Origin of the sequence: Gordonia sp. L191, from assembly GCF_030077625.1 — a bacterium.
In the GTDB taxonomy this organism is placed as follows: Bacteria; Actinomycetota; Actinomycetes; order Mycobacteriales; family Mycobacteriaceae; genus Gordonia; species Gordonia polyisoprenivorans_A.
On sequence record NZ_CP125996.1, the window covers coordinates 900,758 to 920,836 of the forward strand.

Genomic DNA, 20,079 nt, shown 5'->3' on the forward strand with positions numbered 1-20,079 from the left:
CGATGACGACCTTCGTGGACTCCGGTCTCGACGCCGACGAGCGCGTCATCGTCGAGACCGCAGCCGACTTCGCCGCGAAACGCATTGCCCCCCACGCCCTGAGGTGGGACGCCGACAACCACTTCCCGGTCGACGAGCTGCGCGAGGCCGCGCAGCTCGGCATGGGTGCGATCTACTGTGCCGAGGACGCCGGCGGTAGCGGGCTGCGCCGACTCGACGGGGTCCGGATCTTCGAGCAACTCGCCTACGCCGATCCGGCGGTCGCCGCCTTCCTGTCCATCCACAACATGTGTACGTGGATGGTCGACGAGTACGGCACCGACGAGCAACGCGCACAATGGGTTCCGCGGCTCGCGAGCATGGACACCGTCGCCAGCTACTGCCTCACCGAGCCGGGTGCCGGTTCGGACGCGGCAGCGCTGTCGACCCGTGCCGAGCGCGTCGGGGACGAGTACGTGCTCACCGGCGTCAAACAGTTCATTTCCGGTGCGGGTGCCTCGGATCTGTACGTCGTGATGGCGCGGACCGGGGACGCCGGACCCAAGGGCATCTCCACCTTCCTCGTCGAGAAGGACTCGCCGGGGCTGGGTTTCGGTGCGCAGGAACACAAGATGGGGTGGCACGCACAACCCACCGCGCAGGTGATCCTCGACGAGGTGCGAGTGCCGGCGACGAGTCTTCTCGGCGGCACCGAGGGCATCGGATTCGGTATCGCGATGAACGGACTGAACGGTGGTCGGCTCAACATCGCCGCGTCGTCGTTGGGTGGTGCGCAGGCGGCCTTCGACAAGGCGGCCGCCTATGTCGCCTCCCGAAAAGCCTTCGGGGCGGCGCTGATCGACGAGTCGACCATCCGATTCACGCTGGCCGACATGGCGACCTCGCTGCAGACCGCGCGCCTGATGCTGTGGCACGCGGCGAGTGCACTCGACGCCGGTGCCCCGGACAAGGTCGAACAGTGCGCGATGGCCAAGCGCTACGTCACCGACTCGTGCTACACCGTCGCCGACCAGGCGCTGCAACTGCACGGCGGCTACGGGTACCTGGCCGAGTACGGAATCGAGAAAATCGTCCGGGATCTGCGCGTGCACCGCATCCTGGAGGGAACCAACGAGATCATGCGAGTCGTGGTGGGTCGGTCCATTGCATCGCGCTTCTCGAACTGACATCACCGAGAGATTCGATATGGAGATTCGACAATGACGACGATCGCCTTTCTGGGACTGGGCAACATGGGTGGGCCGATGGCGGCGAACCTGGTCAAGGCCGGGCACACGGTGCACGGCTTCGATCCGGTGCCCGAGGCGGTGAAAGCGGCGCAGGAGAGCGGCGTCGAGACCTTCCCGACCGCGGTGGAAGCCGTCGCGGTGGCGCAGGTCGTGATCACGATGCTGCCCAGCGGCGCAATCGTCAAGCAACTCTACGACGAGATCCTCCCCGCGAGCGCCACCGGCACGCTGTTCATCGACAGCTCGACGATCTCGGTCGCCGATGCCCGTGAGATCAATTCGCGCGCTGGTGATCTCGGCTTCGCACAGGTCGACGCCCCGGTGTCGGGTGGCGTGAAGGGCGCGACCGCGGGCACCCTCGCGTTCATGGTGGGCGGTACCGAGGAGGCCTTCGCCGCGGCGCGCACCACCCTGGATCCCATGGCGGGCAAGATCATCCACTGCGGTGACACCGGTGCCGGGCAGGCCGCGAAGGTCTGCAACAACATGCTGTTGGCCGTGCAGCAGATCGCGGTCGGCGAGGCCTTCGTCCTCGCCGAGAAACTCGGCCTCTCCGACCAGGCGCTCTACGACGTCGTCACCGGAGCGACCGGCAACTGCTGGGCCATCGAGACCAACTGTCCGGTGCCCGGCCCGCAGCCGGCGTCGCCGGCCAACAACGAGTTCAAGCCCGGCTTCGCCACCGCGTTGATGAACAAGGACCTCGGCCTGGCCATGGACGCCATCGCCGACACCGGTTCCCGCGCACCCCTGGGAACCCATGCGGCACAACTGTATCGGGCCTTCGCCGAGCAGAACGCGGGACTGGACTTCTCGGCGATCATCGAGACCTTGCGTTGAGTTGACCCGTTGATCAGTATGACGTTTCCTCCGGAATCCGGGCGAAACGTCATACTGATCAACGACGACGTCGCCGATGGAACCGGATGCGGTCTGCTCGCGTCCAATCCCCATGGACATTCACGAGTTGTCGGTCCGTCGCGACGGCGTGTTCACCACAAGAGAAGCGCTGGACTGCGGTGTGAGCGAGTCGGCCATCGCGCGACGCGTGGCGTCCGGCGCGTGGAGAGAAGTGGCGCACGGCGTTCACCTCGTCGCCGGACACGCCCGGGGTCCTCGGGCGCAAGCGCGGATCGCGGTGCTCTCGGTGCACAGGAATGCCGTTCTGGGTGGCGCGGCGGCAGCGTGGTGGCTCGGCTTGTGCTCCGAGGAACCGCGAAAACACCTGGTCTTCACTCAGACCCGAGGCCGCGCTCGCCGATCATCGGCGACGGCGGTGACCCGTTATCGCGAACTCCATGACGACGACATCGTCGTGCACGACGGCCTTCGGACGACGGCGGCCGATCTCACGGTGCTCGAAGCGTCAGTTGCTCTGGGACTGTCGTTCATGGACTCGGCATTGCTGTCCGGGCGAGTGACCCCTGAGTCCCTCGCCGATGTTCATACCCGTCACCCGAAGCGGCATGGCGCCGCCCAGGCGTCGGCTACTTGAGGCTCATCGGCGACGGCGCGCGGTCGCAAGCGGAGCGGCTCACCGTGACAATCTTTCGCGCGGCCGGTGTTTCCGGCTGGGTGGCCAATCTGCCGACGTGCGGGTACGTGATCGACTTCGCGTTTCCCGAACAGAAGGTCGCGGTGGACATCGATGGTTTCGCCTACCACCGTGACGCGGTCGCCTTTCAGCGTGATCGCACCAAACGCAATGCCCTGATTCGGTCCGGCTGGCAGGTACTCAACTACACGTGGGCCGACCTCATCGATCGCCCCGACCAGGTTGCCGCGGAGGTCGCGGCTGCCCTGCGCTCGTCGGCGGCGTGATCAGTATGACGTTTCGCCCGGAATCCGGCGGAATTGTCATATTGATCACCTGGAACGACGACCACCGTCAGAAATCCCCCGCGTGATGACGCAGCGAGTGGATGGCACCGACCAAGCCGCGGATCTCGTCGCGGTCCATGCCGACGTCGGCGAACACCTCGCGATTGAGTGTCGTCGTGGCGTCTTCGACGGTGGAGCGCCCCAGGTCGGTGATCTCCACCAGTGTGGTGCGTCCGTCGGTGGGGTGGGGCAGCCGCCGAACCAGCTGTGCCTCCTCGAGTCGACGGATCGCGTGGGTGACGCTGGTGACGTGGACCTGCAGTCGGTCGCTGGCCTTGGTGATCGGCAGGGCGCCGTGCCGCGAGAACGCGAGCAGACGGAGCAACTCGAAGCGAGAGAACGTCAAATCGTAAGGGCGCAAGGAGGTCTCGACGCGTGCCAACAGAATCTGATGGGCGCGCATCACCGACGTGACCGCAACCATTCCATCGGCGACATCACCCCATCCGGCTTCGGCCCAGTTGTCCTTCGCCTCGGCGATGGGATCGAAACGCATGCTCCGGCCTGCCATGCGTCATACCCTATCCCGGCACCCGGTGTGCCGCGGCAACCGATCGCCCTGGTCGCCACGCACGGGAATGACCGAGATCGGTCGGCACAGTGTGGTGTGGTCGACGGAGTCCGACACCCGGCGTCACGGCGCAGCGAGCAGCACGCGGATCGCGCCGACGATGGTGTCGACCAGCGCGGCGACGGTGTGATCACCGAGTTCGCCGCGTTGCTCGTCGGAACGCAGCATGATGACCGATTCGACGAGGCGGAAGGGAAGTAGTCGGCGCATGTCGGTGGGGTCGTCGAGTGCCTCGGCGGCCAGCGACTCGTACGCTCCGGCCAATTCTTGTCGGGCGGAGCGGAAGTGGGCGTATCGCTCGTCGGCGACCTCGGGTAGCAGATAGAGCGAGCCGAGATTCCAGCGTGCGTCGACCAGTTGCTGGGCGTCGATGCGTGCCAGTTCCAGGAGACGGTCGAGGGCGGGTGCGTCGGAATCGAGTAGTTCGCGTGCGGTCTCGAGCGATCCGACGACGGTCGTGTCCAGCAACGCGGCGAGGATGTCGTCCTTGTTCTTGAAGTAGTGGTAGAGCGAGGCCTGCCGAATCCCGACCGCGTCGGCGATCATGCGCGTCGAGGTACCGCTGTAGCCGTGTCGGACGAACAACTCGCCGGCGGCGTCGAGGATCTCCTCGCGTGCGGTGGCTCCGCGCCGCTTGGGCTCGGTCAGGCGGGGCCGCCCGGGGCCGGTGCCGCGGGGTGGCGCGGTACGGGACATGGCGGCTGGCTCCTCGCGGTCGGCTCCTCGTAAAGCTGCATGCTGGTCGGTTTCGCGACAGAATCAGCCTAACGCAACGGTGCGTAACACGGCTGTCACAGGGGTTTCCCCGCCCGCAACATATCTATCACTCGACAGAAATAGACGGGCAGTTATCTATCAACTGACAGATACAGCGCTCGACGGGGAGCCCTACCGAAGGACATCGCCATGACCATGACCGCTCACTCATCCCCGGAGCCCACCCCGACTCCCGCCTCGCCGTCGTCGGGCGGGGGTGACTCCGACGACCTCCTCGAGCTCGGCTACGACCAGCAGCTGCACCGCTCGCTGGGTAAGTTCGCCTCGTTCGCGGCCGGCTTCTCGTTTGTCTCGATCCTGACGACGATCTTCCAATTGTTCGGTCTCGGTTTCGGATTCGGCGGGCCGGCCTTCTTCTGGACCTGGCCCGTCGTCTACGGCGGCCAGTTCCTGGTGGCGTTGTGCTTCGCGGAGATCGCCGCACGGTACCCGATCTCGGGTGCGATCTACCAGTGGTCGCGCCGAATGGGTGGAGAAGTCGTCGGCTGGTTCGGCGGGTGGTTCATGATGATCGCGCAGATCGTCACCGCGGCCGCAGCGGCGATTGCCCTGCAGGTCGTCCTGCCCGCCGTGTGGACCGGTTTCCAGATCATCGGGGACGACCCGACGCTCACCAGCACCTCCGGTGCGGCGAATGCGGTCCTGCTCGGTTCGGTGCTGCTGGTGGCCGTCACCGCGATCAATTGCGTCGGGGTGCGGTGGATGAGCCGCGTCAACAACATCGGCGTGACCTGTGAGCTCGTCGGCGTCACCGCCGTGGTGCTGGCCCTGTTCACCCACGCCAAGCGCGGCCCCGACGTCGTCTTCGACACCGGACTGCCCGGACAGCAACCCGGCTACATCTGGGCGTTCATCGTCTCGGGTCTGATGGCCGCGTACGTGATGGTCGGCTTCGGGTCGGCCGGCGAGCTCGCCGAGGAGACCCGCAACCCCCGACGGGTCGCACCGCGTACCATCCGGATGGCGCTGACCGTCTCGGCGATCGGTGGTGGCCTGATGCTGCTTGGCGCGTTGATGGCTGCTCCGACACTCGGTGACGAACTCGCGACCGGCGGCCTGCCCTACGTGCTGGATTCGGTGCTCGGTGGTTTCTGGGGCAAGGTCCTGCTGTGTGACGTCGCGGTGGCGATCTTCATCTGCACCCTGGCCATCCAGACCGCGTGTTCGCGGTTGATGTTCTCGATGGCCCGCGACGGCCGGTTGCCCTTCTCCTCGCGACTGGCACATGTCAACTCGCGCACCGGAACCCCCATCGCGCCGTCCATCCTGATCGGGCTGCTCTGCGTCGCGACCCTGTTGGTCAACGTCGGCAACCCGGCGATCTTCGCGACCCTCGCGAGTGTCTGCATCATCCTGATCTACCTGGCCTACCTCGCGGTCACCGGACCGATGCTGTACCGACGCCTGCAGGGCTGGCCGAAGGGGACCGTCGAGGTCGACGCCGAGGGCAAGAAGCTGTTCGGGCTCGGGCGATTCGGCATCATCGTGAATCTCGGAGCGGTGATCTACGGGGCACTGATGGTCGTGAACCTCGCCTGGCCGCGCACCGAGATCTTCGACCCCGCAGGTGACATGCCGATCCTGCGGTGGGCCGGCCCGATCTCGATCGCCATCACGGTCCTCGTCGGAATCGCCTGCTATCCCAGGGGAAAAGAGCATCCCAAGCCGGTCACGCCCATCGGCCGGGCCGCAACCAGCCGCCAGACCAGCGACATCGCCACCGTCGACTGACCTCACGCCGACGATACCCAACCACCACACCTGTTCGATCCCAAGGACTCTCACCATGAATGCCACCGCCACCACCGCTGGCGCCCGCGCGCACGCCCGGGCCCAGGCCACCACCCTGACCGACTCGATGCCGGTGGTGCCGGCCACCGGATGGCCGCACCCGCCCGCCGGCGTCGACGCCGCCGACCTCACCTGGGCCGAGACCGTCCCGGGCGGTCGCTACACCACCAAGGTACTCGCCCGGGGAAGCCGACTTCGCCTGCGCGACATCACCGGAACGGCCTGCGCACACCTGCTGATGTGGCGCGCCGACGCCCCGCATGAACGCCTGAACGTCGCCGACACCGTCAAGGTGCCGTGGCAGGCCTACCTCACCACCGGGCACCCGCTGCACAGTGACCAGGGTCGGGTGCTGGCCACCGTCGTCGCCGACGACAGCCGTCATCACGACGCGCTCTGCGGCACCTCGACGCTCGCCGGGAACATCGCCAAATATGGTGCCGGGAGCCCGCATTCGGGCAGCCCGGCGGGACGCGAGATGCTCGTGCTGGCCGCCGCCAAGAACGGGTTGACACCCACCGACGTGGCACCGTCGTTGTCGTTCTTCCACGGCGTCACCGTCGACGCCGACGGCTCGTTGCGATCCACCGGGTCGGCGGGCGCGGATACGACGGTGGAGCTGATCTTTCATCTCCCGTGCATCGTCGCCCTCGCCAACACCGCCCACCCCCTCGACCCCGCGACGGATTTCGAGGCCGGCCCGCTCGAGGTGCTCGCCTGGCGCGCGACCGCCGACCTCGAGGTACTCATCGCCGACGCCGAGCGCCGCGACCCCGAATATCAACGGGCCGTCGCCAACAGCGAAGACGCCCACCGCGCCACCCATTTCTGACCTCGACACCCACCCGCGACCACACCCACAGGGACAACCATGACCACCACACTCGATCCGACCCTCGACCCGACGACGGCACCGGCCGCCGAGATCGCACTCGTTCCCGGCGAGGTGATCCTCGACGAGATCGTCGGCGAACGCGGCCCCTGGTCGGGAATCGTCACCGCCGGTGACGTTCTCACCATCGTCGACCTGCACGGCAACCAGGCCGTCGACACCCTCTTCTACGGCGCCCACGATCACACCATCCGCTACAGCGCACAGGCCACGATCGCCGCGCAGGGCAACATCTTCCTGACCACCGGAACGGTGATCCGGGACCAGGAATCGGCACCGATGATGACCATCGTCGCCGACGAGGTCGGCAATCACGACACCCTCGGCGGCGCCTGCTCGCAGGAATCGAACACGCTGCGTTACGGACACCACACCAAACACCAGCACGCGTGCGTGGAGAACTTCCTGATCGGCGGCGCACGGCACGGGCTGGGCAAACGCGACCTCGTCGGCAACGTCAACTTCTTCATGAACGTGCCCGTCGACCCCGACGGCTCGCTCGGCATCGTCGACGGCCTGTCGGCACCGGGTCGCCGGCTGGCGTTGCGGGCGGAGGTCGACACCCTCGTGCTGGTCAGCAACTGCCCACAGATCAACAACCCGTGCAACGGTTTCGACCCGACCGCGGTGCGTGTGGTGGTGACCCGATGACCGCGTGCGAGATCCTGCGTGCGGGACCGTTCACCACGGTCCAGGACTGGCCCGGCCGCACCGGCTACTGGAAGGTCGGGGTGCCGCCGTCGGGGCCGATGGACGATCTGTCGTTCCGGCTTGCCAATCAAGCGGTCGGCAATCCCCACTCGGCCGCAGGCCTCGAGGCGACGATGGCCGGCCCCCGACTGCGCTTCGGCGAACCCACCGTCGTCGCCGTCACCGGTGCACCGGCGTTCATCACCGTCGACGGAACACCTGCTGCACAATGGGTTCCGCTGCACCTGGATGCCGGGCAGGTCCTCGACATCGGAACCGTGGGGACCGTTGGTCTGCGCGTGTACGTCGCAGTCGCCGGCGGCATCGACGTCGAGGAGTACCTCGGCAGCCGGTCCACCTTCACGATGGGGCGATTCGGCGGCAAGGACGGACGGACCCTCGCCGATGGCGACTCACTGACGATCGGGCCCGCCGGATCGGGGCCGATCACCCGGATTCTCACCGACGAGATCCCCGCGCTGACCAATTCGTGGGAACTCGCGGTGACCGTCGGCCCGCACTCCGCGCCGGAGTTCTTCACCGCCGCCGACATCGACGACCTGATGTCGACCGGCTACGAGGTGCATTTCAATTCCGACCGCACCGGCATCCGTCTGATCGGTCCCCAACCGCGCTGGGCGCGCAGTGACGGCGGCGAAGCCGGCCTGCACCCGTCCAACATCCACGACAACGCGTATTCGGTGGGCGCACTGGACTTCACCGGGGACACCCCGATCCTGCTCGGGCCCGACGGCCCGTCTCTGGGCGGGTTCGTCTGCCCGGTCACCGTGGTCGCTGCCGAACGATGGAAGCTCGGGCAGCTCAAGCCCGGCGACACGGTGCGCTTCGTCCCGGTGCGCTCGAGGGCGGCGGCGTCTCCGTCGTCGCTCGGCCGCGACCGGCGCGCGAGTTTCCCGCATGTCCTGTCCACCGGCGGCGACGCCGACCACGGCATCCTCGGGCGCACGACGACCGCCGACGGCACCACCGAGGTGACCTATCGGCGCAGTGGCGACGACAACATCCTCGTCGAATACGGCGACATGCGACTGGATCTGGAGCTGCGGGCCCGCGTGCATGCGCTCAGTGAACGCATCGCCGCCGAACGGCCGAGGGGGCTCATCGACCTCACTCCGGGTATTCGTTCGTTGCAGGTCAAGGCCGACCCGGACGTGTGGTCGCAGACCTCGATGCTGCAGTGGCTCAGCGAATGCGAGGCACAACTCCCGTCCGCCGACGACCTGGTGGTTCCGAGCCGGGTGGTGGATCTGCCGCTGTCGTGGGACGATCCGGCGACCCGCGAGGCCATCGAGCGGTACATGCTCGGCGTGCGGTCGGATGCGCCGTGGTGCCCGTGGAACATCGAGTTCATCCGACGGATGAACGGGCTCGACTCGGTCGACGACGTCCACCGCATCGTCTTCGACGCCGAGTACCTGGTGCTCGGTCTGGGCGACGTGTATCTCGGTGCACCCGTGGCGGTTCCGCTGGATCCGCGTCATCGGCTGGTGACCACCAAATACAATCCGGCGCGTACCTGGACCCCGGAGAACGCCGTCGGCATCGGTGGTGCCTACCTCTGCATCTATGGGATGGAGGGCCCCGGCGGCTACCAGTTCGTCGGCCGCACCACCCAGGTGTGGAATCACCGCCACCCGCAGACCACACCCGGGTTCGATCCGGAGCACCCGTGGTTGCTGCGCTTCTTCGACCGTATTCGCTGGTATCCGGTGAGCGCCGAGGAACTTCTCGACATGCGCGCCGACGTCGCCGCGGGCCGCGGCGACTCCGTCCGCATCACCGACGGTATGTTCTCGTTGTCGGCACACCAACAGTTCCTCGACGCGCACGCCGACGAGATCGACGCCACCCGCGGGGCGATGGAGAGTGCGCGCGCCGAGGAACGCGAACGCTGGTCGCAGGGAGGGGAATTCGCCGCATGACACGCATCGACGATCTCTACGCACGTATTGCCGAGGCCGACCGGCCGGAGGTTTTCATCACGCTGCGACCGCACACGCAGGTCGCCGCCGAGTACGCCGAGTCGCTCGCCGCGGGCGGGCCGCTGGCCGGAATGGTGCTGGCGGTCAAGGACAACGTCGACGTCGCCGGTGTGCCGACGACCGCGGCGTGTCCCGGTTACGCCTACACCCCCGACACCGATGCCCCGGCGGTCGCCGCGTTGCGCGCGGCGGGTGCCGTGGTGATCGGCAAGACCAACCTGGATCAGTTCGCGACCGGGCTGGTCGGTACGCGCAGTCCCCATGGTGCGGTGCGGGATTCGCGTCGTTCCGACCGCATCTCCGGTGGGTCGAGTTCCGGGTCGGCGGTCGCGGTGGCGTTGGGTTTCGCCGACATTGCCATCGGTACCGACACCGCCGGGTCGGGCCGAGTCCCCGCGGCGCTCCAGGGCATCGTCGGGGTCAAGCCGACCCTCGGGGTGGTGTCCACGACGGGTGTGGTGCCGGCCTGCGCCGATCATGACGTTGTCACGATCTTTGCCGCCGACCTCGACACCGCCGACCGTGCGATGGCGGCCATGGCCGACGCGTGCGGCCCCCGGCCGTTCGGCGGGCACGTTGCCTTCGCCGCGCCCGAGACGCCGGTACTCGCCGTCCCGGAACAACTTCCCGAACTCGACGCCGCGTGGCGGGCTGCGTTCGGCGAAGCGGTCGCACGTGCCGAGGACGCCGGTTTCCGGGTGAAGACCATCGATGTGTCGGCCTTCCTCGCCGCCGCCACACTGCTCTACGACGACGCACTCGTCGCCCAGCGCTACGACGCGGTGGGTGAATTCCTCTCCGGGCTCGCCGATCCGGTGGCCGCGGGCGTCGATCCGACGGTCGCGGCGATCATCACCGGTGCCGATCGGTTCAGCGCCGTCGACCTGCTGCGGGCACGCCGCCGACTGGCCGACCTGCGCGAGCGCGCGATGCACGAGTGGGGTGACGCCGACGCGCTGATGGTGCCGACGGCGCCGCGCCACCCCCGGATCGACGAGGTGACCGCCGATCCGATCGGCGTCAACTCGGCGATGGGCACCTACACCAATTTCTGCAACCTCCTCGATCTGTGCGCGGTCGCCGTGCCCGCCGGTACGGTCGACGAACCAGACTGCAGCACAGCGCAATTCGGGATCACACTGTTGGGCAAGGCTCATCACGATGCGGCGATCATGGATCTCGCCCGTCGGTTCCGCGGTGATCGCCTGCCGCGTGCGGCGTGGCCGGAGTCCCACGCCGGAGGTGTGGAATTGGCGGTCTTCGGTGCGCACATGCGGGGTGGTCCACTCACCCACGAGCTGTCCGGGCGTGGTGCCCGGTGGGCCGGAGAGGTGCTGACCGCACCGAACTATCGTCTGGTGAAGCTCGACACCGTACCGCCGAAGCCGGGACTCATCCGAGATCCGGAGTGCGGTGCGCCGATTCACGGAGAGCGGTGGATACTCTCCGCCTCGGCCCTGGGCGAGTTCCTCGCCGCCCTGCCCGAACCGATGATGCTGGGTCGGGTCGAGCTGTCCGACGGTCGATGGGTCGTCGGATTCGGCTGCGCGGCCGACGCAGGCGCGGAAGGGGAGAGGCTCGATCGGGATCGGTGGTGACGTTCCCAACGATGTTCGGGGTGTTGTTCTTCCGATGGTGACTTCTCCCGATGGACGAGGTGGTCCTTCTCCCGATGGTCGAGTCGTGACTTGTCCCGACGGTCGAGGCGGTTCTTCTTCCGATGGTCGAGGTGCTGAGGAGCGCTAGCGACGAGGCCTCGAGACCTCTTGTGCCGATGAGTATCTGCACCACGATGGCACCGGATCAGCTCCGTAGCAGGTGGTCTCGAGGCTCGGCGCACGCGCCTCGCACCTCGACCATCGATGGGAAACGACCCGTCATTGCAGGCGGTCACTTTCTCCACGGTGGCCTCGAGACCCCTTGTGCCGATAAGTATCCGCTGCCCGACGCCGGTCAATCGTTACCCGATCGGGCCAACTCGCCACCCGTCGACGATGGCCGAGATGGCGAGGACGGGGTCGGCGCCGTCGGGGAACAAGCCCGCGAGAAGGAGTAGTGATGCGCCGTGCACCTGCGCCCACAACGACGCGGTGACCGTCGTCGGGTCGGCCGGCCGGAACATGCCCGAGGCGATGGCCATCGTCACCGCCTCGTGCAGCGGGGCGAAGGCCTCGGCACCAGCCGTGATGGTCTCCTCGGTTGCCTCGATACCGAGTGCGCTCAGGCCGAACATCAGCTCGTAGAGTCGAGGGTTGTCCAAAGCCCAACCGACGTACGCGGTTCCGAGCGCGGTGACGTGGCCGATCGGCTCCTCGGTTCGCGCGTCGCGTTGCGCCGCCGCGAAGTCACGCAGAGCGCGCACCAACACCGCTCGGGTGAGGTCGTCCTTGCTGCCGAACAGTGAGTACACCGCGGTGGTCGACGTCGACGCCGCGCGCGCCACCGATCGCACCGAGAGCGTCCCGAGCCCGTCCGTCTCGACGATCGCGGTGGCCTCGTCGACAAGGCGCTTGCGGAGGTCATCGTCGTGGATCTTGGGTCTTGCCATATTCGCCATCGTTCCATGACATCGTTTCGTAACAATGTTACAAAACGAGGAGTCGTCATGACCGCACGCGAGGCTCAACGCATGACCAACAAGACCCCGCCCGAGGGCACGACGCTGTTCCTCATCGGCATGAGCATGCCGCGGCTCCGGCATCCCGGGGCGTGGCTTGCCGTCTTCCTCGCCATGCCACGAATGTTGGTGTATCTCAAGCGAAACCCCGAGGCGGGACTGCTGTCGGGCCGGCTGTACGTCGGGGCGTCGATCATTGTCGTGTCGTACTGGCGAAGTGCCGAAGACATCCGCCGGTTTGCTGCCGACGCCCGGGCGCCACATCTGCCGGCGTGGCGATGGTTCAACAAGCGCTTCGCCGACCGCAATGCCGTCGGCATCTGGCACGAGACCTATGTGATCGGTGAACACGAGACGATCACCAGTGGGATGCCGCCGTAAGGGCTGGCCGAAGCGGTGGGTGCCGTGCCGGTGGGTCCGGGAACCGCGACCGCGGCGCAGCGCAGCAGACACAACGTGGCCGAGATGTCGCACTCGGTCTGAGCCCTCCAGACGCGCTTGCCGTGTTGTTGAAACTGCACGTTATGGCCTGATGATGAATTGGATGCGCAGCTCGGGTTAGCCGTGGTTTACTGTCTCAGCTTCTCTTCAGGAACCAGGAGTTGGACACCATGGCCGATGTGCTGACCCGCCGCGAAACCGCGCGCCCAGAACGTATTTCCGCGCCGAGTCCGCGGCCACCGCGGCACCGGCGCTTCGGGATCGCGGTGGTCGCGCTGCTCTCGGTGCTGGCCATCGGACTCGGTGTGAGCATGGGGGAGGGGCAGGCACGGGCGGCGTCATTGCCGACGTCGACTCCGAGTCCGACCGGAGCCATCGGTGACGTCATCGCCGCTCTGGCGAACAACGGGGTCACGCAGGTGCTCGCGAAGCAGTGGCGCTTCGACCTTTGCTCCTCTGATTCCGACGGTGGCCCGACGAACGGAGGTGCCGACTGCACCGGTTCGACGGGAACAGGCGTCGCAGTGGTCCTGCCGACGACGATCGATCTTGTCCCAGACGCCGCCTACACGCTGGCGCAGCAGGTATTCAACGCCGTGTCCGGTCTTGCCATCAACGGCAAGATCCTGGGGGTCACCGTACCCATACCCGATGCCGCCCTTCCCGAGGGCTCCGCGAAGGTCATCGGTGATGGTTTCCAGTTCGCCCTTGCGTCGGGTGGTGGCAAGGCCACGGCCATCTCGTATCTCCCGCTGAGCCTCGCGACAGCCGGTGCGAGCGACGGCCGGACGGCATATGCATTCGCGATCATCGGTATGGCCAATGCGTGGACCACGAGTGCCATCCCGATCGAGATCTTCACGATCCCGACGGGTACCTCGATCCCGTCGATCAAGAACGTCAGCTGCTATGGCGTCCTGACTGCGGCATATGCCGAGAACGTGGGTGCGTGTGCCAACGTCCTGGGTACCTTCGACTTCAAACTCGATCAGCTGCAGAGCATTCCGCAGGTGCAGTTCGCATTGACCGATCCCACCGCAGTCGTTTTCAATCCCGCGCAGGTGTTGACCACCGCACTCGGAAAGTTCGTCGCAGGCCAGGGATTCACCCTCAGCAAGGACTTCACCCGCCTGTCCCTCGGCGGCGATTCGCTGCTGGCACTCACGAGTGACTACGGGCTGTCGGCGCCAATCACCGTGAACTGGCTGGGCTCGACGATCACGATCTACCCGACCGCGACCATCAACGGGGCAGCCCGCCCGAACATGCTTGCGCTGCCGCAGATCGTGACCGGAAACCTCGACACCTCCCAGATCATCCCGATCATCACGATCCCGCAGATCACCTTCCCGTTCGGGCTGGCTCCGTTCGGACCGTATGTGACCAGCACGCCTGCGCTGACGACGACGTCGGCCCGGACGTTGGCCGCGACGAAGAGCACCACCTCACGGGCCGCGCGGAGCGCCGTCGCCGATGACGAGACCGGCACCACCTCCTCGAGCTCGAGGACCGCGTCGTCGAGCACCACACCGAGCACGACGACGTCGAGCACCACAACCACGCCGAGTTCGTCGTCGAGCACCAGCCGGTCGTCACAGTCGAGCACCTCGTCGGGGACGCGCACCAGCGCGCCGTCGGCGGCCCCGACCTCGTCGGCGGGTACGGACACCGGTGCCGACTCCGGCAGCACGCAGAGCACCGGCGGCATCCCGGCGGCCAGCCCGGCCAGCTGAGGGTTCTCCACGTCGGCGGGAGCACCGCTGCGCACTTCGCCGGTGCACCACGCCCGGTTCGTTACAGTGGATGGCAACTCGCCGACAAGGAGACTCCGACGTGATGGCCATTGATCCGAACAAGAGCAAAGCCGTCGGTCAGGTGGTGCGGCAGCACCCGGTGATGAGCCTGGTCGCCGTGTCTCCGGCCATCGCGATCTTCGTGCTGCTCTGGGTGTTTGGCATCGAATGGCTGGCCATCGTCTTCGCGCTCGCGGCGATTGGTGGTGGCTACTACCTGCTGACCCGGCAGAAGTAGGCCAGGTCGATGTCACCGGGGGAGATCGTACGCCGTCCCCGACGGGAGCGCTGACCGTGGCGTCCACCCGCGTCGACAGCTGGATCTGGGCAGTGCGTCTCACCAAGACGCGATCGGCGGCCGGTGCCGCCTGCCGCGGCGGTCATGTGCGCGTCAACGACGTCACGGCCAAACCCGCCCAGCAGGTCACCGTCGGCGACCGCGTGCAGGTGCGCCTGGCCGGGCGTGAACGCATCGTCGAGGTCACCAAGCTGATCAGCAAGCGGGTGTCGGCGCCGGCAGCAGCCGAGTGCTACATCGACCACAGCCCGCCACCGCCACCGCGCGAGATCCTGGCCAGCCAACCGCGACGGGATCGCGGGGCGGGTCGTCCCACCAAGCGAGAACGACGCGATCTCGACAAATTCCGCGGTGGTGCAGGCTTTCTCGGACTGACCGCGGTACTCGCGGTGCTCCTGGTCCTCCTGGGTGCGTGTTCGTCGGGCTCCGACGACTCCTCTGCGCCGACCCGCAACACGCCGCAGGCCCCGGGGCCGGCCGGCGGTGGACCGTACTTCGGGGAGTGTGGGGGCGTCACCACCGACGAGGTCGGCAAGATCACCAACTTCGGCGGCCTGTCCCTCGTCGTCGACAATCCGTCTGTGTGCGAATGGAGTTCGGGCCCCAGTCGCACCGGCGCTGTGGCCTCGTTCAACTGGTACCGGGGCTCGCCCATCGGCCGTGAGCGGGCCACCGAGCAACTCTCCCGGGAATCGACCAAGGACATCGACATCAACGGGCACAAGGGTTTCATCGCCTCCGACCCGGGCATCTGCGAGATCGGTATCCAGTTCGGCGCGGACTTCTTCGAATGGTCGGTCAGTTCCGGGACCGGCGTCGCCGGCACCACACCGACCGACCCCGATGCGATCTGCACCGCCGCACGTCAACTGTCGACGATGTCGATCGAGCGTGCGAAATGAGGCGCCGCAACCGGCTTCGCGCCGTCCTGGTCCTGCTGATCGTGGCGGTGGTGGCCGTCGTCGCCTCCGGATGCTCCCGATCGGTGGACGGAACGCCGTTGTCGGTGCAACAGGCCAACTCCCAGGGCGGAGACCAGTCCGGCAACGTCGACACCGATCAGTACGATCAGCTCACCCTGGAATGCCAGATCCTGCGCACCGACCAGATCGCCGAGGCGGTCGGCGGTACGGGCGCCGATGCCATCTTCTTCGGGGCGAACTGCCGGTGGTACGTAGACGGCCCGGTGGCGGCGTATGTGACCTTCAACTGGTTCGAGTGGGGCACCGTCACCGTCGAGAAGGACACTGCGAAGAAACTCGGCTACTCCACCAACAACGTCAAGGTCGCCAGTCAGGCCGCCTTCACCTCGACCGACCCGCGCCGCCCCGCGGTCTGCGGGGTGACCACGCGGGCGCCGAGTCGGGGCATCTACTCGTCCTGGGTCGAGCCGGTGGGCGGCGCGGCCGCCGCGGACCCGTGCGCCGCGCCGACGAAACTGATGGAATTGGTGCTCAGCGGCGGTCAATAAGTCATTCATAGGGCCACTGAAGGAGCACCACATGCGTGTGATGATTCGGGCGATGATCGCACTCGGAGCCGCGCTTGTCGCGGTAACCGCGGGATGGGCTGCGCCCGCGGGCGCCGACGCCGCGTCCTGTCCGGTCTACTCGGCACGGACGTGGCTTCCAAGTCCCGGGCTCGACGGATGGGCGGAAAATCTGCTTGTCGCCGACGGATCGGTGTGGGTCCCCCGGACGCTGCGTAACGTCGTCGAGCGATACGACGACTCAGGGCGGCTGCGCGCCTCGATCGTCGTGACTGCGCCCGGTTCGATCCGGCAGGGGCCCGACGGGATGGTGTACGTCGCTTCCGGCGATTCTACGGTCAACATGATTCCCGGTGCGCCACGTACCGGAGCAGTCGTGCGTCTCGATCCGCGTGCGGCACAACCGATCGCGCGAGTCTTCGCGACGGGGCTTGGTATGCCCAACGGACTTGTCGTCGAGTCCGACGGGACAGTGTTCGTCGCCGACGGCGTACTCGGTCTGGTTCGGTTGCGCGCCGACGGTTCGATCGACACAGAATGGTCCGCGCGCGCCCCCCAGAATCTCGCACCGACACCGGTGATCGACGGTACCGGGATGAACGGGCTCATCGCCGTCGGCGATGACCTGTTTCTGACGATGACGATGAGCAGCACCGGCCGGGTGCTACGGGTTCCGATCGACAATCCGGCGGCTACGTCGTCGGCCGCCGATCTGACGGCTCCTGTGCCCGCGATTCTTGACGACCTCGCCGTCGTCGACTCGACCACGTTGGCAGTCGCGTCCGCCGCCGGCCAGGTGCACCTCGTCGACCTTCGTAGCCATCGTGTCTGTTCCTCGAGCGTCGGCCACCCTCTGACCGCGCTCGCTGTCGTGCGCGGCCGGCCGGGGGAGCTGCTGGCGACCTCGGAGACCGGTCAGGTCATCACACTGCGTCGTCAGTGAACGCTGCGCGCGTCACCGACACCGTTGCTGCGACCCGCAATTCGTCCGGGCTGTTGTGGTCTGCGGGCACCATCATCCACACCAGTAGCTGGTTGGGTTCGCGCACGCGGCGCAGCGTGATCGGTGTGCCCGGCACGATCGGGCGCAGATATTCGATGACCACCCGGTGCGGACCGTCGATGAGATCGGGGTGCTCGCCGAGCTCGTCCTCGATCGCCTCGAGGTAGGCGGCGTTGTTGAGATGTTTGAACGGATCGAAATCGGTACTGCGCAGCACATGTGGGCGGTCGGGCACATCGAGCATCTCCGTGGCCGGGGCGGTCTCGGGATTCATCGACTTCCACCGCAGGCGGTGTTCGTCGGTCATCGACGAGAGCATCTCGAAGGCATTGTCCGACAGCCGTGACGGCATCCCGAGGTCGTTGACGTTGATCCAGAACGCCTCGGTCTCGATGAGACCGGCCGGGCGGGGATCGGGATTGAAGCGGTTGGTCTCGTGGTCGGCGGTCAGACGCACCCGCATGTTGGTCCACCGGGTGGACAGGGCGCCGCACCAGCGCTGCGCGGTGATCGACGCGGGCCAGGAGAACGGGACGATGACATCGATGATGGTGCGGCGCACGATCCAGAACGGGTCGGTGTCGCCGAAGTCGGTGGCCTCGATGTTGTCGTTGGCGACGTCCTGCAGGTATCGCGCGACGGCGTCGAGTCGTACCCGCATCTGCTGGTCCACGTCGCCGGTGCGGACGCGATACCCCGCCTCGAAGTACCGCGCTCCGGTCTTGCGATCGGGGAGTGGGGTCGTCGTGGCGGGATCGCCTGGGACCTGTCCGGATGCGTGGGGCCGGGCGGCTGTGCTCACTCGAAGTCCTCATGTCTCGTCCGCTGTGTCAGAGTTAAGATACAGTGAACCGCTAAACTAGAACACGTTCTAGATGGAGAAGCAGGGAAACCCCAGATGGCGCATGTGATCACTCGACCGTGTTGCAACGACGCTTCGTGCGTGGCCGTGTGTCCGGTGAACTGCATCCACCCCACGCCGGACGAGCCGGAGTTCTTCACCGCCGAGATGCTGTTCATCGATCCGGAGACCTGTATCGACTGCGGCGCCTGCATCGACGAGTGCCCCGTCGAGGCCATCATTCCCGACGATCAGCTCGAGGAGAAGGACGAGCCCTACCTGCAGATCAACGCCGACTACTACAACGACCACGACGTCGAGGGCGGTCTCGTGCCGCCGAAGAAGGCGCCGCAACTCCCGGACGGACCGCTGCACGTTGCGATCGTCGGCGCCGGGCCGGCCGCGTTCTACGCCGCCGAGGACCTCGTCCGTCGACCCCAGATCGCGGTCGACATGTTCGACCGGCTGCCCACGCCCTACGGGCTGGTGCGCGCGGGGGTGGCCCCCGACCACGCCGCCACCAAGGGTGTCGAATCTGGCTTCGCCTCGACTGCGGCCAAGAAGAACTTCACCTATCACCTCGACGTCGAGGTCGGCAAACACATCAGCCACGACGAACTCGCCCAGCGCTACCACGCGGTCATCTACGCCGTCGGCGCACCGACCGATCGGCGTCTGGGCATCGATGGCGAGGACCTGCCGAACTCGTTGCCCGCCACCGAGTTCGTGGCCTGGTACAACGGCCACCCCGACTATGCGGATCTCGCCGTCGACCTGTCGGCGCAGCGCGCGGTGGTCGTCGGCAACGGCAACGTCGCACTCGACGTCGCGCGCATCCTCGTCACCGACCCCGACGAGCTGGCCCGCACCGACATCGCCGACCACGCGCTCGCCGCCCTGCGGGACTCCCAGGTCACCGAGGTGGTGTTGCTCGGACGACGTGGCGTCGCCCAGGCGGCCTACACCAACAGCGAGTTCCTCGCGCTCGGTGACGTCGACGGGGTCGACGTCATCGTCGATCCCGACGAGCTGGTCCTCGACTCGGCCACGCAGGAGGCGCTCGACGACGGAACCCTCGACTCGACGATCGCCACCAAGATCCGACTGGCCCGCGAGTTCTCCGAGCGTCCGACCACCCCGGGTAACCGTCGCATCGTCTTCCGGTTCATGGCGTCCCCGCTGTCGATCCAGGGCTCCGATGACGAGGCCACCGGCGGTGTGCAGACGCTGACTTGCGTGCGCAACGTGTACGCCGAGGCCACCGGTGCCAGCGTGGCCATTACCCCCACCGAGGAACGCTTCGACATCGAGGCCGGACTGGTGCTGCGGGCGATCGGATACCGCGGTGTACCGATCACCGACCTGCCGTTCGACGAGGGGCACGGCGTCGTTCCCAACACCGCGGGCCGGGTGACCGCCGGCGCCGACGGCGAGGTGATCCCCGGCCTGTACGTCGCCGGATGGATCAAGCGCGGGGCCACCGGAGGGATCGGCAGGAACCGTATATGTGGTCAGGAGACGGCCGAGTCGGTGATCGCCGATTTCGTTGCCGGCAGCCTGCCCGAGCCGGCGGCATCGCGGGACGACGTCGCCGACCTGGTCGTCGACCGCGGCGCGCGCCGCATCGACCTGGCCGGATGGAAGCGCATCGACCTGGCCGAACGCGGCGCCGGCAAGACCGCGGGCCGGCGACGTGTGAAGCTTGTCGACATCCGTGAATTGGAAAAAGCCGCCGAGGCCGAATCTGCCTGAGGTCTTGGCGC

General features: G+C 67.1%; 20 protein-coding genes. 16 read left to right on the plus strand and 4 right to left on the minus strand.

The features are described 5' to 3' along the window. The first annotated feature begins 2 nt into the window (after positions 1–2). The 4 genes from QNM97_RS04155 to QNM97_RS04170 all read left to right on the plus strand — a co-directional run bounded on the left by QNM97_RS04155 (position 3) and on the right by QNM97_RS04170 (position 3,050). Positions 3–1,166: an acyl-CoA dehydrogenase family protein gene (locus tag QNM97_RS04155; RefSeq protein WP_283821719.1), complete on the plus strand. Its 1,164-nt coding sequence runs from the start codon at positions 3–5 to the stop codon at positions 1,164–1,166. Between the two features lie 33 nt (positions 1,167–1,199). Then, positions 1,200–2,069, plus strand: a complete 870-nt coding sequence (gene mmsB / locus QNM97_RS04160; protein WP_283821720.1) for a 3-hydroxyisobutyrate dehydrogenase — start codon at positions 1,200–1,202, stop codon at positions 2,067–2,069. A gap of 112 nt (positions 2,070–2,181) precedes the next feature. After that, on the plus strand, positions 2,182–2,724 hold the full coding sequence (locus QNM97_RS04165; RefSeq protein WP_283821721.1) for a type IV toxin-antitoxin system AbiEi family antitoxin domain-containing protein: 543 nt from the start codon (positions 2,182–2,184) through the stop codon (positions 2,722–2,724). A 44-nt stretch (positions 2,725–2,768) separates the two neighbouring features. Then, positions 2,769–3,050 carry an endonuclease domain-containing protein gene (locus QNM97_RS04170; RefSeq protein ID WP_283821722.1) on the plus strand — a complete coding sequence of 94 codons (282 nt, stop codon included), beginning with the start codon at positions 2,769–2,771 and terminating at the stop codon, positions 3,048–3,050. A gap of 67 nt (positions 3,051–3,117) precedes the next feature. On the opposite strand, the gene QNM97_RS04175 is transcribed toward QNM97_RS04170, so the two are convergent. Together QNM97_RS04175 and QNM97_RS04180 are read right to left on the minus strand one after the other, a co-directional pair. Then, positions 3,118–3,621 (minus strand): MarR family transcriptional regulator, encoded by a 504-nt coding sequence (locus QNM97_RS04175; RefSeq protein WP_283821723.1) that lies wholly within the window; start codon positions 3,619–3,621, stop codon positions 3,118–3,120. Between the two features lie 123 nt (positions 3,622–3,744). Further along, positions 3,745–4,377: a TetR/AcrR family transcriptional regulator gene (locus QNM97_RS04180; protein WP_283821724.1), complete on the minus strand. Its 633-nt coding sequence runs from the start codon at positions 4,375–4,377 to the stop codon at positions 3,745–3,747. A 210-nt stretch (positions 4,378–4,587) separates the two neighbouring features. Here QNM97_RS04180 and QNM97_RS04185 point away from each other — a divergent pair, with 210 nt between their 5' ends. From QNM97_RS04185 to atzF, 5 genes are read left to right on the plus strand one after another with little or no spacing between them, the layout of a single operon-like run. Beyond that, positions 4,588–6,189, plus strand: a complete 1,602-nt coding sequence (locus QNM97_RS04185; RefSeq protein WP_283821726.1) for an amino acid permease — start codon at positions 4,588–4,590, stop codon at positions 6,187–6,189. Positions 6,190–6,244: 55 nt separating this feature from the next. After that, positions 6,245–7,081 carry an urea amidolyase associated protein UAAP1 gene (locus QNM97_RS04190; RefSeq protein ID WP_283821727.1) on the plus strand — a complete coding sequence of 279 codons (837 nt, stop codon included), beginning with the start codon at positions 6,245–6,247 and terminating at the stop codon, positions 7,079–7,081. Between the two features lie 39 nt (positions 7,082–7,120). After that, positions 7,121–7,792, plus strand: a complete 672-nt coding sequence (locus QNM97_RS04195; protein ID WP_283821728.1) for an urea amidolyase associated protein UAAP2 — start codon at positions 7,121–7,123, stop codon at positions 7,790–7,792. Continuing rightward, a complete protein-coding gene (locus QNM97_RS04200) occupies positions 7,789–9,774 on the plus strand; it encodes a 5-oxoprolinase/urea amidolyase family protein (protein ID WP_283821729.1) in 1,986 nt (661 codons plus the stop codon). The genes QNM97_RS04195 and QNM97_RS04200 overlap by 4 nt, the downstream gene beginning before the upstream one ends. Continuing rightward, positions 9,771–11,432, plus strand: a complete 1,662-nt coding sequence (atzF, locus tag QNM97_RS04205) for an allophanate hydrolase (RefSeq protein ID WP_283821730.1) — start codon at positions 9,771–9,773, stop codon at positions 11,430–11,432. The genes QNM97_RS04200 and atzF overlap by 4 nt, the downstream gene beginning before the upstream one ends. Positions 11,433–11,794: 362 nt before the next feature. Here the strand turns inward: atzF and QNM97_RS04210 are convergent, their stop codons facing one another. Next, positions 11,795–12,391, minus strand: a complete 597-nt coding sequence (locus tag QNM97_RS04210) for a TetR/AcrR family transcriptional regulator (protein ID WP_283821731.1) — start codon at positions 12,389–12,391, stop codon at positions 11,795–11,797. 48 nt (positions 12,392–12,439) lie between these two features. Here QNM97_RS04210 and QNM97_RS04215 point away from each other — a divergent pair, with 48 nt between their 5' ends. From QNM97_RS04215 to QNM97_RS04240, 6 genes are all read left to right on the plus strand, one after another. Continuing rightward, complete coding sequence (locus QNM97_RS04215; RefSeq protein WP_283821732.1) at positions 12,440–12,832, plus strand: DUF4188 domain-containing protein; 393 nt, start codon at positions 12,440–12,442, stop codon at positions 12,830–12,832. Between the two features lie 230 nt (positions 12,833–13,062). Beyond that, positions 13,063–14,625: a hypothetical protein gene (locus tag QNM97_RS04220; RefSeq protein ID WP_283821733.1), complete on the plus strand. Its 1,563-nt coding sequence runs from the start codon at positions 13,063–13,065 to the stop codon at positions 14,623–14,625. 103 nt (positions 14,626–14,728) lie between these two features. Beyond that, the gene (locus QNM97_RS04225) at positions 14,729–14,923 is read left to right on the plus strand and encodes a hypothetical protein (protein WP_283821734.1); all 195 of its coding nucleotides are present in this window, start codon (positions 14,729–14,731) and stop codon (positions 14,921–14,923) included. A 56-nt stretch (positions 14,924–14,979) separates the two neighbouring features. Further along, complete coding sequence (locus tag QNM97_RS04230) at positions 14,980–15,885, plus strand: DUF3558 family protein (protein ID WP_283821735.1); 906 nt, start codon at positions 14,980–14,982, stop codon at positions 15,883–15,885. Next, complete coding sequence (locus tag QNM97_RS04235; protein ID WP_283821736.1) at positions 15,882–16,454, plus strand: DUF3558 domain-containing protein; 573 nt, start codon at positions 15,882–15,884, stop codon at positions 16,452–16,454. Before QNM97_RS04230 ends, QNM97_RS04235 begins: the two co-directional genes overlap by 4 nt. 31 nt (positions 16,455–16,485) lie before the next feature. Next, complete coding sequence (locus QNM97_RS04240) at positions 16,486–17,415, plus strand: PQQ-dependent sugar dehydrogenase family protein (protein WP_283821737.1); 930 nt, start codon at positions 16,486–16,488, stop codon at positions 17,413–17,415. Here QNM97_RS04240 and QNM97_RS04245 read toward each other — a convergent pair. Beyond that, positions 17,396–18,277: an acyl-[acyl-carrier-protein] thioesterase gene (locus QNM97_RS04245; protein ID WP_283821738.1), complete on the minus strand. Its 882-nt coding sequence runs from the start codon at positions 18,275–18,277 to the stop codon at positions 17,396–17,398. The two genes, QNM97_RS04240 and QNM97_RS04245, sit on opposite strands and share 20 nt — an antisense overlap. Positions 18,278–18,373: 96 nt before the next feature. Between QNM97_RS04245 and QNM97_RS04250 the strand changes: the two genes are divergently transcribed. Next, the gene (locus tag QNM97_RS04250; protein WP_283821739.1) at positions 18,374–20,068 is read left to right on the plus strand and encodes an FAD-dependent oxidoreductase; all 1,695 of its coding nucleotides are present in this window, start codon (positions 18,374–18,376) and stop codon (positions 20,066–20,068) included. The last annotated feature ends 11 nt before the right edge of the window (positions 20,069–20,079 follow it).